The sequence below is a fragment of the Parahoeflea alexandrii genome, from assembly GCF_024105735.1.
Classification (GTDB): Bacteria; Pseudomonadota; Alphaproteobacteria; order Rhizobiales; family Rhizobiaceae; genus Hoeflea; species Hoeflea alexandrii.
Genome location: NZ_JAAAML010000002.1, coordinates 1,058,170 through 1,072,031, shown reverse-complemented (window position 1 = coordinate 1,072,031; position 13,862 = coordinate 1,058,170). Strand labels below are relative to the sequence as shown.

At 63.2% G+C, this 13,862-nt stretch carries 10 protein-coding genes; 5 read left to right on the top strand and 5 right to left on the bottom strand.

The features are described from left to right. Window positions 1-68 precede the first annotated feature (68 nt). The 3 genes from GTW23_RS14675 (at window position 69) to pdeM (ending at window position 4,513) form a co-directional block, all read left to right on the top strand. Window positions 69-1,067 (top strand): class I SAM-dependent methyltransferase, encoded by a 999-nt coding sequence (locus GTW23_RS14675; RefSeq protein WP_252916272.1) that lies wholly within the window; start codon window positions 69-71, stop codon window positions 1,065-1,067. Window positions 1,068-1,232: 165 nt separating this feature from the next. Beyond that, window positions 1,233-3,773 carry a ligase-associated DNA damage response DEXH box helicase gene (locus GTW23_RS14670; RefSeq protein ID WP_252916271.1) on the top strand — a complete coding sequence of 847 codons (2,541 nt, stop codon included), beginning with the start codon at window positions 1,233-1,235 and terminating at the stop codon, window positions 3,771-3,773. A gap of 11 nt (window positions 3,774-3,784) precedes the next feature. After that, window positions 3,785-4,513, top strand: a complete 729-nt coding sequence (pdeM, locus tag GTW23_RS14665; RefSeq protein ID WP_252916270.1) for a ligase-associated DNA damage response endonuclease PdeM — start codon at window positions 3,785-3,787, stop codon at window positions 4,511-4,513. Window positions 4,514-4,552: 39 nt separating this feature from the next. Here the strand turns inward: pdeM and GTW23_RS14660 are convergent, their stop codons facing one another. The 5 genes from GTW23_RS14660 to GTW23_RS14640 form a co-directional block, all read right to left on the bottom strand. Continuing rightward, entirely contained in the window at window positions 4,553-5,008 is a 456-nt protein-coding gene (locus tag GTW23_RS14660) for a DUF3429 domain-containing protein (RefSeq protein ID WP_252916269.1), read from the bottom strand. Between the two features lie 28 nt (window positions 5,009-5,036). Continuing rightward, window positions 5,037-5,843, bottom strand: coding sequence for a TIGR02186 family protein (locus GTW23_RS14655; protein WP_252916268.1), 807 nt, complete (start codon window positions 5,841-5,843; stop codon window positions 5,037-5,039). Continuing rightward, window positions 5,843-6,769 carry a sulfite exporter TauE/SafE family protein gene (locus GTW23_RS14650; RefSeq protein ID WP_152010259.1) on the bottom strand — a complete coding sequence of 309 codons (927 nt, stop codon included), beginning with the start codon at window positions 6,767-6,769 and terminating at the stop codon, window positions 5,843-5,845. The genes GTW23_RS14655 and GTW23_RS14650 overlap by 1 nt, the downstream gene beginning before the upstream one ends. 292 nt (window positions 6,770-7,061) lie before the next feature. Further along, window positions 7,062-10,958 carry a peptidoglycan-binding protein gene (locus GTW23_RS14645; RefSeq protein ID WP_252916267.1) on the bottom strand — a complete coding sequence of 1,299 codons (3,897 nt, stop codon included), beginning with the start codon at window positions 10,956-10,958 and terminating at the stop codon, window positions 7,062-7,064. After that, a complete protein-coding gene (locus GTW23_RS14640; protein ID WP_152010261.1) occupies window positions 10,955-11,293 on the bottom strand; it encodes a hypothetical protein in 339 nt (112 codons plus the stop codon). Before GTW23_RS14640 ends, GTW23_RS14645 begins: the two co-directional genes overlap by 4 nt. Between GTW23_RS14640 and GTW23_RS14635 the strand changes: the two genes are divergently transcribed. Next, entirely contained in the window at window positions 11,292-11,699 is a 408-nt protein-coding gene (locus GTW23_RS14635) for a MerR family transcriptional regulator (RefSeq protein ID WP_152010262.1), read from the top strand. The two genes, GTW23_RS14640 and GTW23_RS14635, sit on opposite strands and share 2 nt — an antisense overlap. A gap of 338 nt (window positions 11,700-12,037) precedes the next feature. Further along, window positions 12,038-13,834, top strand: a complete 1,797-nt coding sequence (locus tag GTW23_RS14630; protein WP_252916266.1) for an acyl-CoA dehydrogenase C-terminal domain-containing protein — start codon at window positions 12,038-12,040, stop codon at window positions 13,832-13,834. The last annotated feature ends 28 nt before the right edge of the window (window positions 13,835-13,862 follow it).

Sequence of the window (13,862 nt, the reverse complement as noted above, 5' to 3'; positions counted from 1 at the left end):
AAAGGGCTTGCGTATTCTGCGCGGCCAACGCATAGGCTCCATCAACGGTTCCTGTTTGGTCCACACACATGACATCCTACCAGCTTTCCTCTGGCGATCTGACTGCCGATCGCCGCGCTCACTACGCCCGTCTGTACGCGGAATCCGGCGATCTGGCTGCTGCAGCCGATCTGCAGTCACAGGCGCTTGAACTTGCGCCGCACTGGGCCGCGGGCTGGCACCAGCTTGGCGGCTACCTCGAAAAGTCCGGCGATCACGCGGGGGCTGCCGATGCATGGCGCAAGGTGCTCACGCTTTCGCCAACGGACATTTTCGGCGCAAGCCTGAAGCTGTCGCTGACCGGCCAGGCGGAGATGCCGTCGACCCCGCCCTCAGAATATGTCGAAGCGCTGTTCGACGGCTATTCCGACCGTTTCGATACAGCCCTTCTGGAAGATCTCGGCTATTGCGTGCCGGAACGTCTGACCGCCCTGCTCGGCGAAACTGCCGGCAACGAGACCCAGTTCGCCAGGGTGATCGACCTGGGCTGCGGTACCGGCCTGTTCGGCGAACGGATCCGGCGCATGACCTCCTGGCTCGAAGGCTATGATCTGTCGCAGGGCATGCTGGCTAAGGCCGGAGAGAAGGGTCTGTACGACCGGCTCGGTCAGGCCGACATCCTGAAGGGGATCGCCGCTGCGCGACTTCCGGGCGCGGAACCGGCCGAGCTTGTCGCCGCAGCGGACGTGTTTGCCTATTTCGGCAACCTCGCGCCAGTCATCCAGGTGGCGGCGAACCTCGTCGCAGCCGGAGGACTGATGGCCTTTTCGCTGGAAGCCGGCCCGGAGGATTGCGATTGGCTGTTGCAACCTTCGCTGCGCTACTGCCACGGCGAACCCTATCTGCGTGGCCTGCTCGAGCAGCATGGCCTCGACATCCGTCGACTGTCGCGGGAGCCGATCCGGCGGGACGGCACCGAGGTGATTTCGGGTCTGCTGGTGGTCGCGCGCAAGCGCCCGGGCGTGGTGGCGACAAAGCAGCAAACGGCCGACTTGCTCTCCGACCCGCCTCGTGTCGCGCTTAACTGAAAGCTCCGGACACGGAAGTTTCTGAGGTCAGGCCAGGACGAAGCGAACGGCAATGGCCTGGCAGGTGCTATGGAACAGGCGGACCGTGCCTGGGCTTGATGCAGGCCCATGTTCCCGGGCCTATCGTCACGACCCGTCTTGGACTGGCCGCGGCGCTGCACTAGATTGCCAGCCGTGAAAGCCGAATCTGCGCCTGCCACCGACAATCCGGGATTTGCATTGCCCGAGCCGTTCCTGGGCTGGTTCGCCAGCCGCGGCTGGCAGCCGCGCGCGCATCAGCTGGAACTTCTTTCCGAAACCGCAGCCGGGCGCTCGATGCTGCTGATCGCGCCGACCGGCGCCGGCAAGACGCTGGCCGGCTTCCTGCCGAGCCTGACCGAGCTCGCCGCCCGCGGCAAACCCAAGCCCGGCTCCGCCGGTGCGCGATCGCTGCATACACTGTATATCTCGCCGCTCAAGGCGCTGGCCGTCGACATAGAGCGCAACCTGGCGCGACCGGTCGAGGAAATGGGCCTGCCGGTGCGGATCGAGACACGGACCGGCGACACGCCGCAATCCAAGCGCGCCCGGCAACGCACCGATCCGCCCGATATTCTTCTGACCACGCCGGAACAGGTGTCGCTGCTGATCGCCAACACCCACGCCGAGCGGCTGTTTTCCGGCCTGCGCTATGTGATCTTCGACGAACTGCATTCGCTGATCTCCTCCAAGCGCGGCCATCTGCTATCGCTGGCACTGGCGCGGCTGCGGAAACTGGCGCCGGGTCTGCGGACCATCGGCCTGTCGGCGACGGTGGCGGATCCGGAGGAACTGCAGCGCTGGCTGGTGCCGCAATCGCGCCTGACCGATGAGCGCGCCGGGAGGATCACGGTGGCCGGCGGAGCAAGCCCGATCATCACCATTCTTGAGAGCGAAGAGCGGATTCCGTGGTCCGGGCACTCGGCGCGCTACGCCATCCCCGACGTCTACCAGACCATCAAGGATCACCGCACCACGCTGATCTTCGTCAACACCCGCAGCCAGGCGGAACTGCTGTTTCAGGAGCTGTGGCGGATCAATGACGACAGCCTGCCGATCGCCCTGCATCACGGCTCGCTGGATGCGGCGCAGCGGCGGCGGGTGGAGGCGGCGATGGGGCGCAACGAGCTCCGCGCCGTGGTCGCCACCTCGACGCTGGACCTCGGGATCGACTGGGGCGACGTCGACCTCGTGGTGCATGTTGGCGCGCCAAAGGGTGCAAGCCGGCTGGCGCAGCGCATCGGGCGGGCAAACCACCGCATGGACGAGCCGAGCCGGGCCATCCTGACGCCGGCGAACCGCTTCGAGGTGCTGGAATGCCAGGCCGCGATCGACGCAAATTACGTGGGCGCGCAGGATACGCCATCAGGTGGCGACGGCGGGCTCGACGTGCTGGCCCAGCACGTGCTCGGCATGGCGGCGGCGGCTCCCTTCGATGCGGAGGATCTCTATGCGGAAGTGACCAGCGCCTCGCCCTATTCAGACCTCGACCGGGAGACTTTCGACAAGGTGATCGATTTCGTCGCCACCGGCGGCTATGCGCTCAAGAGCTACGAGCGTTATGCGCGGATCCGCAAGCGCGCCGACGGTCTGTGGCGGATCTCCAATCAGCAGGTGGCGCAGCAGTATCGGCTCAACATCGGCACCATCATCGAGGCGCCGATGCTCAATGTGCGGATGACCAGCCGCAAGAACGGCACATTGTCGGGCCGCGGCGGACCGCCGCTGGGCAAGGTGGAGGAGTATTTCCTCGAGACGCTGGCGCCGGGCGACACGTTTCTGTTTTCTGGCAAGATCCTCAGGTTCGAGGGCATCCGCGAGAACGAATGCCTGGTCTCCAAGGCCTGGGACCAGGATCCGAAGGTGCCGGCCTATGCCGGCGGCAAGTTTCCGCTTTCGACCTATCTCGCAGACAGCGTGCGGGCAATGATCGCCGATCCGACGAAATGGGGCGCCCTGCCCGACCAGGTGTCGGACTGGCTCAGGATGCAGCAGCAGGTCTCCCAGCTGCCCTCAAGCGACAGCCTGCTGATCGAGACGTTTCCGCGGGCCGAACGGTTCTTCATGGTGCTCTACCCCTTCGAAGGCCGGATCGCGCACCAGACTCTGGGTATGTTGCTCACCCGCAGGCTGGAGCGCATGCGGGCGCAGCCGCTCGGCTTCGTCGCCACGGACTACTCGCTGGCGGTCTGGGGGCTCGAGGACATGGGGGCGATGATTTCCGATGGCCGGCTTGATCTCGCCGAGCTGTTTGACGAGGACATGCTGGGCGATGACCTCGACGCCTGGCTCAACGAATCCTGGATGCTCAAGCGGACCTTCCGGGCCTGTGCGGTGATCTCCGGGCTGATCGAGAAACGGCACCCCGGCCAGGAGAAATCCGGGCGCCAGGTAACGGTTTCAGCCGACCTGATCTACGATGTGCTGCGCACCCACGAACCCGACCACATCCTGCTGCAGGCGACGCGCGCCGATGCCGCACAGGGGCTTTTGGACATTCAGCGGCTCGGCGCTATGCTCAAGCGAATCAAGGGGCACATCCAGCACCGAGCGCTTGAGCGCATCTCGCCGCTGGCCGTTCCGATCATGCTGGAAATCGGCCGCGAGACGGTTGCCGGCGAGGCGCATGAGAGCATATTGGCCGAGGCGGCAGAGGACCTGCTTACCGAGGCCCAGAACCAGATCTGAACGGAACACCCATGCATGGCGCGAATGCAGCGCTTGAAAGCGACACCCCGGCAACCGGCCCATTGACGGCCGAGCTTTCCGTCAACGGCACTGCGGTGGTGTGCGACCGCATGGGTGTGCTCTGGCTGCCTGGCAGCGCCACGCTTGTGGTCTCGGACCTGCATCTGGAAAAGGGTGCTGCCTTCGCCCGGCGCGGCATGATGTTGCCCCCCTATGACACTGCCGCCACGCTTTCGCGACTAGGCGCGGCGATCGCCAGCTATGCGCCGCGCCTTGTGATCAGCCTGGGCGACAGCTTCCACGACCGGATCGGTTCGGCGCACTTGCCCGAGTGTTACCGGGAACAGTTGCAAGGCCTGCAACGCGGGCGCGACTGGGTCTGGATCGAGGGTAATCACGACCCTGATCGTCCAGTGGGGCTGGAGGGCAGTTTCTGCAGCGAGCTGCATGTGGAGAGCCTGGTGTTCCGGCACGAGCCAAAAGCGGGTGCGGCGGACGGCGAAATCGCTGGTCACCTTCACCCCACAGCGCGCGTCATCAGACGCGGCAAGGGCGTGCGCCGGCCGTGTTTTGCCAGCGACGGCAAGCGGCTTCTCATGCCGGCATTCGGCGCGACCACGGGCGGGCTGGAGCTGCGCCATCCCGCAATGCGCGGTCTGTTCGACCGCACGCGGCTGGTAGCGCACCTTATTGGCCGCGAGCGGATCTATTCGGTTGCTTACAACCGTATGAACGGCTGAACCCGCAAAGACCTGCTATCGCACCGGCCGGCCCGGCATTCACGCAAGCAGGACGAGGCCGATCGAGGCGATCACGATGGCGCTGATGGTCAGGCGCAACCGCCCGAACCAGGTCGGCAGCAGGCCAGTGCCGGCGCTCTTGAAATCCCATGCCGCCTGCAGTGCAAAGCCGGCGGCCAAGAGCAGCAGCGACCAGGGGCGATCGATCAGCAGGGCCAGCCAGGCGGCCAGCGAGGGCGCGACACTCAGGATCATCTGTTCGGCGGCGCGGGCCGGTTGGTCAAGCGTCAGGGCACGCCCCCAGCGAACTCCGCCCATGAACGACAGGATAACGGCGCCGTAGCCCAGAAAGGCCGTTTCACCGCCCAGATGCGCGGCGGCGAATGCGGGCGAAATGACCGCGGCAACCGCCATAGCCAGAAACGGAATTGCTCCCAGTCCCGCCAGAAACCAGGCGGTGGCAATCATGCTGGATTGATTCCGGTGTGCGCTCATGCCGGTCCCTGCTCCGATATGCTGATGATCAGTCCTTGCGGAAGATGACGCTGCCCAGCCATCCGGTCAGCGTTGCGAGAAGCACCGCGACGATGCCGTAGGCCAGTGAATAGACATGGGCAAAATTGTAGATGAACTGCTCGAGGCCAGTCTTGACCACGCGGAGCGGGATCTCTTTTTCCATGACGAACTGGCTGTTCTTGTAGAGAACCGCACGAACCGTGTGCTGGCCGACAGGGATGTTTGCCGGAAGCCGGACGGTGGCCCGGAACAGGGCCTTGGAGATGAACTGCACGCCGGTCGGATCACGCTGGTACAGCCCCCCGACCTGCTTTATGCGGCGCAGCGCGTCGCGAAACTCGGTCAGGCGGGATCCGTCGCCGATGCTGCCGGTGGGAACGAGGCGGATGTTGTTGATGCCGATGTCGCGGGAGGCAAGCTCCATCAGGTTGGCGATATCGGCCAGCGGCCGGGTGCTCGACATCGAATAGGAGGCAGGAATCGGCCCGAACTGGATCGAGTGACGGTTGATCCAGATCCCGGCAACGCGCTCCTTGCGCCTGACGGTGGTGGGTTTGCGCGGACCTTCCAGCGCCACAACCACATCATAGGCGAATGTGGCCAGCAGCAGTTCGTCGGCGCCGTCGATGGCCCCGAACACGGTGATGTCCGCACCGGAGAAATCCGAAGTGATGGCGATCTCGTTGGTGGAGATCCCGATATCGATCCGTTCCGAGAACTTGTCGTTGATGGTGACTGTGGGATCAACAAGCTGGGCCGCGGCGGGGAGAGCCGCCAGCAGGAACACACCGAAGAGGAAGGCTGCGTACCGCATCAGAACCCGAAACTCCCGCTGACCACGGAGTAGATTTCATCGGGTGGCAACACCAGGCCGAAACCAAGCCGGATGCCAACCGCGAGGACGAGCAGTGCAAGGCCTGCGCGCAGCTGCTCGCCACGCATCTTCTGACCGACGCGGACACCATATTGCGCGCCGATAACGCCCGCGACCATCAACAGCCAGGCGAGAACGATGTCGACCGAATAGTTGGTCGTCGCCTGAACCACCGTGGTGAAGGCGGTGACGAAGATGATCTGGAACAGCGATGTTCCAATGACCACGCTGGTGGGGATGCGCAGCAGATAGATCATGGCCGGAACCATGATGAAGCCGCCGCCGACGCCCATCACCGAGGTCAGGATGCCGATGGCGAAACCGAGCAGGATGACCGGGATAACGCTGAGATAGAGCTTCGAACGCTTGAACCGCATCTTGAAGGGCAGCCGATGCACCCAATTGTGCTGGCCGGGCTTGCGCAGCGACACAGGCTTGTTGTTGGCGGCGCGGCGCAGCGAGTTGACGCTCTCCCACAGCATCAATCCGCCAACCGACCCCAGAAACACGACATACAGCAGCGAGATGATCAGATCGAGCTGACCCAGGCGGCGCAGCATGGAGAAGATCTGAATACCGACCGTGGCGCCGGCGAGACCGCCGACAAGCAGGACAAGTCCGAGCTTGATATCAAGCGTGCCGCGGCGGAAATGCGCCAGCGCGCCCGAAACCGAAGAAGCGACAACCTGGTTCGCGCCGGTGGCGACCGCAACCGCGGGCGGGATGTTGTAGAAGATCAGAAGCGGCGTGATCAGAAAGCCGCCGCCCACGCCAAACATACCGGACAGGAAACCCACTGCCGCGCCCATCCCGAGGATGACGAAGATATTGACCGACAATTCTGCGATCGGCAGGTAGATAGTCACCTTGCGCCCCCGGGCGTCAATGACGGGAAAAAAGGTTGCGACCGGGTAGCCCCGACAATACGGTTTTGCGCGTTTCGACGGTGCGAGTCAAATCGGATAAGGTCATCGCGGCAAGGTTTTACCGCAGTTACCTGTATATTTTACATCGTCTGCGGCAACCGGTCTGCGCGTCCCCAAAACAAGGTCCCAAATGTGACAACAAGCCCTTGAACAACGGCTTCTGGCAGCCAACTGTCTTGTCCGCCAATGCTGCCTCAGGGCGGCCACAGGCGTTGCTTGCGGAGCAGCGGGATCAACCGTTGCGCGCGAGCAGCTCCTGAACCAGCCGGTCGTCGATTTCGCCGGTGGCGGCCATGCCGATCGAGGCCTGGAATTCCTTGATCGCGGAAACGGTCTTCTTGCCCATCACGCCATCGGGTGGTCCGGCATCGAACCCGTTGTTGTTGAGGATCGCCTGAATGTTGCGGATCGCCTTGCTCATGTCCACCGAAGCGGTCTCGGTGGAAGCACCCTGCCACGAGGCGGGAACCTCGACTTCATTGGCATCGGCATTGATCGGCTCGGCCGTCCAGTTGGCGACTGCGGCGCGAGCCGCCTCGGCCTGTTCCGGCCGAAGTGCGTTGAACACCTCGTCACGCTTGACCGCGGCGTCCTTGTCTCCGTCATTGGCCGCGATCGCGAACCATTTGTAGGATTTCTCAAGGTCACGGGTCACACCGTCGCCACGGGCGTAGAGGATGGCGAGGTTTACCTGGCTGTCGCGCACGCCGACTTCGGCAGCGCGCTCGAACCACGCGGCGGCATTCTCGTAGTCCGGAACCTGACCGGCTGTGGCGTAGAGAACCGCGAGATTGTGCATGGCGCTGGCATTGCCCTGCTCGGCGGCCAGCTGGTACCACTTCTTGGCAGCGTCGAGGTCACGCTCCAGGCCGCTCCCTTTCTCGTAGAAATTGGCAATACGGTACTGCGACGGGGCATGACCGAGATCAGCCGCACGCTGATACCAGCTTGCCGCCGACTTCAGGTCGACAGGAACACCGCGTCCTTCGGTGAAGCGTGCGCCGATTTCATAGAAAGCCAGCGGATTGCCCGCAGCCGCAGCAGCCTTGAGCGCTCCTGTTGCCGCATCCTGGGGCAGGCCATCCAATGCCGCGGTCAGAACCTCGTCGCCCGCCGGCGCTGCCTGCTCGACCGGTGTGATTGCCGCCGTGGCCTCGGGCGATGTCGATTGCGGCGCCATCTCGGTCATCTGCGAGGGTGTATCGGTACCGGGCTCGATCACCCGGACCTCGGGCAAGCGGGTTTCGACCACTGGCTGTTCGGCCTCGGCACCCGCCACCATGTCGGAAACATCTCCACTCAAGGCAGTCTGATCGGTCGTTTCTGCGGGCTCGACAATTGCTGGCTCGACATTGGCTGTTTCCTCGTTGCCGCCCGAGAGCAGGCCCGAGACCAGCGGAACGGTCATGATGGCCAGCAGGATCGCGCCGGCCGCCATCAGGATCGGCCGGCGTTTCGACTTGAGCACCTCAAGCATTCCGCCGCCACCGCTCTTGCGGCCCTTGCCGATGGTTTCGACCTCCGCGGCAGCCGCCATGGCAGCGCGACGAGCGGATGCGAGAAATTCGGTCTTTTCCGAACCAGTGTCGGCGGGGCCACCGCCACGCTGACGTTCCGCGGCCTGGGCCTCACGTACCTTCTGCAGGATGCGGTTGATGTCGGGCGCGCCCGATCCCGGCTCAAGCGGCATGTTGGCGGTTTCCGCATCCATTTCCATCGACGGATCGAGCGGCGGAGTATCGTTTTCGGTGAACTGGGGTTCGGCCTGTGCCTTCGACGCATCCCGGCCTGGCCGGATGCGGGCCGCCAATCCTGAGAGGAACGACTTGTCACCGGTCTTGCCGGTTTCGGGCATTTCGTCGTCGCCGGCTTCAGCCTCCTGGCTCTTTGCATAGGCCGCCGCCAGGGCAGCCGCTTCGGATGGCGAGCGGGCCGCGTGCGGCTTCATCTCCGCCTCGGAGCCGTCCATCTCGGACAATGCATCCTCATGTTCGCCTGCCAGCTCCATCACATCCTCGAGGGACTGGGCAGAGGCCTGCGGCATAGCGGTACCGAACGCTGCGCGGCTGGCAGGCTCGTCATGCGAGGCGCCCTGATGGAGCCCCGGCGCTGGCGCACCGAGGCGCTCCAGACGTTCGGCGATCTTCATCATGGTTTCCTGGACCGCCTCGAACGCGCGGGTGGTCCTGTCCTCGGTCTTGCGGCTGAGCCCTTCGAGAGCCTTGAGGTCGTCGGCGAGCGCCGTAATAACCTCCATGTTGGCAATTGACTGCGGCGAAGGCGCGCTGCCCATCTGCCCTGAATAGGCAGACAGGGCAGCTTCGGCGGCCTGGCGGGCCGCTTCGACGACAAACTCGTCGCTGGTTGCCAGATGCTCCTCGATCGAGGCCAGACGCTCGTCGAAGGCCTCGGTTCCGGCTGCCGAAGGTGCGGAACTGATCAACCGCGAGAGATTGGCAATCTGGTCCTCAAGACCGCGCATGGCCTCATCGCTGGGGCCGGCCTGACCGGTGCTCGACATGTCGAGCCGATCGGCAATGTCGGCAAGCCTGGCTTCCAGGCTCTCCATCCCGGGCATCATCATCGGTGCCTGATCGACATAGGGTCTGTCGAGCCGGGCCGAAATCTCGGCCAGCTGAGCTTCGACATTTTCAAGTCCGCTTACCGGCTGCATGGCGTGACCGGCAGCCGAGACTTCGGCCTGCTGCAACCTGGCGGCAATCTCTGAAAGGCGGGCATCGAGGGTTTCAAGACCGGGCAGCGGGTCGACGCTGCGGGAAACCGTGGCCTCGGCCCGGCCGATGAGGGCTTCAAGCCGGCCGATTACGGCTTCGGGAACGGTGCCGGTCTGCGGCTGTGGTACCGACAGGCCTTCAATCTGGTGAGCCAGGTGGTCGAGCCGGGCAATCAGCGCGTCATCCACGCCGCGCGCGTCGAGGGCTTCGATCTTGCCGGTGATGTCACTGAGATAATCCTCAAGCTCGGGCATACGGTCTTGGCGGGCGCCGTTTTCGAGATAGGACTGCAGATGTTCGATCCTGGCATCGAGCCGGGCAATGGCCTCCTCGTCGGCCAGCTGGGCGATCCGGGATGAAAGATGTTCGATGCGGCTGCCGATCTGGTTTTCGACGGCGGAGGGCTCGAGTTCGTCGATCTTCTGGGCAACAGAAGCCAGCCGGGCCTCGAGGCGTTCGAAGGGAGCATTGCTGGCGGCAGCCGAACCGGGTGCGGGCAGTGCCGCAATTGCACGGGTGATCTCATCAAGACGGGCGCCGAGAAGCTCGAACTGCTCCGGGAAATCCGGTCCCGCGGTAACCGACTGGCGTGACATCGCCTCGATCGTCTGTGACAGTTCGGCGATCTTGTTCTCGATCACCTGCCCCTGACCGGATTCGGGCATGGTTGCAAGGAATTCGCGGATCTCGTCGACACGGTAGGCAAGATTGACGAGCTCTTCGCGCAGTGCGGCCACGTCGAGACCGGCGACCTGCTCTTCCATGGACTGCCAACGGTTTTCAAGTGCGCGAACACTCTCCTCCCGGGCGAGACGATCGACCATCTCGCGCATGGAATCGAGCTCGAGCCTGAGGGCATCGGCGCCGCCATCCTGCGCGCCGAGCGCATCTATCGAAGCCGAGATACCGGCCAGGTCGCGGCGCAGTTCCTTGGGCAGCGACTGCTCGCGGGCTTCCCTGCGCAGTTCGCCCATCTCGCGGCGAAGCGCTGCCATTTCAGTGATAAGCTGCTCGCCGAGGTCCGGTTGCGAAGCCTGGGGCACGGCTGAAACCGGGTCCACCATTGCGGTCTTTCTGGTGGATTGACGTCCCTGATTGTCGCGGCTGGAGTGTGCTTTGACGCCCTGCGCGGACTTTCCGTGCTGTGCCTGCTCAAGGGCGCGCTGGCGGGCGCGGATATCGTCCAGCAATCCATCACCAAGACCGGAGGGCTTGACCCTCGCCGCTGGGGCTTGTGGCTGTGTCGCGGCCGGATAGCGGCCAGGCGCGGCAGTTGCGCTGCGGCCCATCATCGATTCAATTCGCGCTTCCAGGCTCTCGATCGTACGGTTGAGCGAATCCAGCGAGGAGCCGCCCGTTCCTTGCCTGTTTGAATGAGATCGCGATCCGTTCATTTTTGCTTCCGCTTCGCGTTGTTGACCGGAGCTTGCCGCTCCACCCCCGTCCGCAGCACATCCATTTCGCTCTTCGGCCAACCCGCGAACATCGCCGACGCCGAAAAGCCAGACTTCAAACCGGCAAAAACAAGATACAATGAATCCGGGCTTACTGCTCTTCGCCCACACATTCTGCGAAACGTGGTAAACAACCCGTTAACCAAGGTTACTTTTCTTTCGCGAACGAAGCTGAAATCCGGGCGACTTGACGTGGCGTAAGGTATAATGTCACACCGCGATCGAGCTTTTCGGAAAACAGAGAAATGGCGGCCCAGGCCAACGATGAACACCATGACAGACACCAGCGCGGACCACGATGAAGCGGTCTACAGGATTGGCGATCTGGCCGAGGAATTCGGCGTCACGCTGCGTACCCTGCGATTTTACGAAGACAAGGGCCTGCTCAAGCCGACACGGGTCGGAGTCACACGGCTTTTTTCCAAACGCGACCGGGCTCGCCTGAAGCTCATTCTCCTGGGCAAGCGGGTCGGCTTCTCGCTGACCGAAGTCAAGCGTATGATCGACCTTTATGACCCGCGCGGCAAGAATGTCACCCAGCTCAAGGTTGCCCTGTCGAAGGGGGAAGCGCAAATGCGGGTGCTGGAAGAACAGCGCGCGACCATCAACACGGCCATCGAGGAACTCGAGCGCACCATTTCCGTGGTTCGGGAAATGCTGGCCGAATCAGATGGCCCCTGAACTCGCAACCATCAGCCTTTTTCATGTAACCCGCTCAAAAGGCGGGTTTTTTGTTGGGCGCCGCCCGGCATACCGGTTCGCCGCGGCGCTGCAGGCCTTGTTGCAGCCACAGATGATGACTAGATTCTGATCCGACAGCTAACTGAATTTCGACTTTTTTGTCGTCTCTCCGGTCAAAAAACACTGGTTTTTGCATAGTTTTGGGATCAAGATGAGATCGAGGACGTAATCAGCTCCATTTTTTACGTTTACGCAAACGTCAAAGTTTAGTAAGCAGCTGGACGAGGATCGCCGGGCTATCGTGCCTGCGGCGACGCAACTACAAGGGATGAGGATCCATGCCAGTCTTCAAGGCACCGGTCGACGACACGCTTTTCATTCTCAACGACGTGCTCGGATATGAGCGCTACATGAACCTGCCGGGGTTCGCCGATGCGAGCCCGGACATTGTCGAGGCCATCCTTCAGGAGGGCGCGCGCATTTCCGAAGAGGTGATGCTGCCGCTCAATCAGGTCGGCGATCAGGAAGGCTGCACCCGGCACGACGACGCCACGGTGACCACGCCAAAGGGCTTCAAGGAAGCCTACAAGCAGTATCGCGAGGGTGGCTGGCTCGGACTGGCGGCACCGGTTGAATTCGGCGGCCAGGGTCTGCCTTATGCTTTGCATGTCGCGGTCGGCGAGTACATGTCCTCGGCGAACCTGTCGTTCATGATGTATCCCGGCCTCACACAGGGCGCGGTTGCCGCGATCCACGAGCACGGCTCGGACGAGCAGAAGGCCAAGTACCTGCCGAAGATGATCGAGGGCACCTGGACCGGCACCATGAACCTGACCGAGCCGCATTGCGGCACCGATCTGGGACTGCTGCGCACCAAGGCGGTGCCGCAGGCTGACGGCAGCTACAAGATTTCCGGCCAGAAGATCTTCATCTCGGCCGGCGAACACGACATGTCCGAAAACATCATCCACCTGGTGCTTGCCCGTATCGAGGGCGCGCCGGAAGGGGTGAAGGGCATCTCGCTGTTCATCGTGCCGAAGTTCATGGTCGGTGACGACGGCGCGCTGGGCGACCGCAACCCGGTCTCGTGCGGCTCGCTGGAAGAGAAGATGGGCATTCACGGCAATGCCACCTGCGTAATGAATTACGACGAGGCAACCGGCTACCTGATCGGCACCGAGAATGCCGGCCTCAAGGCCATGTTCGTGATGATGAACGAAGCTCGCCTCGGCGTTGGCCTGCAGGGCCAGGCGATGGGCGAAATCGCCTATCAGAACGCGGTGGCCTACGCCCGCGAAAGGCTGCAGGGCCGCTCTCTGTCGGGCGCCAAGGAGCCTGAGAAGAAGGCCGATCCGATCATCGTCCATCCGGACGTGCGGCGCACGCTGATGACGATCCGCGCCTTCAACGAGGCCGGCCGCGCCTTCATGCTGTGGACCGCGCTGAAATCAGACGTCGCGCACAAATCCGAAGTCGAAGCCGACCGGCAACAGGCCGACGACCTGCTGACCCTGGTCACGCCGGTGGTCAAGGGCGTTCTCACCGACAAGGGTTTTGACCACGCTGTGATGGCGCAGCAGATGTTCGGCGGCCATGGCTACATCGAAGAATGGGGCATGAGCCAGTATGTCCGCGATGCCCGCATCGCCATGATCTATGAAGGCGCCAACGGTATTCAGGCGCTTGATCTGGTCGGCCGCAAGCTTGGCCAGAACGGTGGTCGCGCTGTGATGGCGTTCTTCAAGGAAGTCGGCGATTTCTGCGAGGAGAACCGCAACAACGAAGAACTGGCGCTCTACACCAAGGGCCTGAAGAAGGGTCTCAACGACCTGCAGGCCTCGACCATGTGGCTGATGCAGAACGCGATGGCGAAGCCTGACAATGCTGGTGCCGCCTCGACCGACTACATGCACCTCTTCGGGCTTGTGGCGCTTGGTTACATGTGGGCGCTTATGGCCAAGGCTGCCGTTGACAAACGCGCGTCCGGTGCGGACGGCAAGGACGAGTTCCTCGCCTCCAAGCTGCTCGTCGGCAAGTTCTACATGGAACGGATCATGCCCGAGACTTCGATGCGCAAGGCCCGCATCGAAACCGGAGCGGACACCATGATGGAACTGGCCGCGGACGCTTTCTGAGCACCGCGCACCGTCTGGTCGAGAAAAT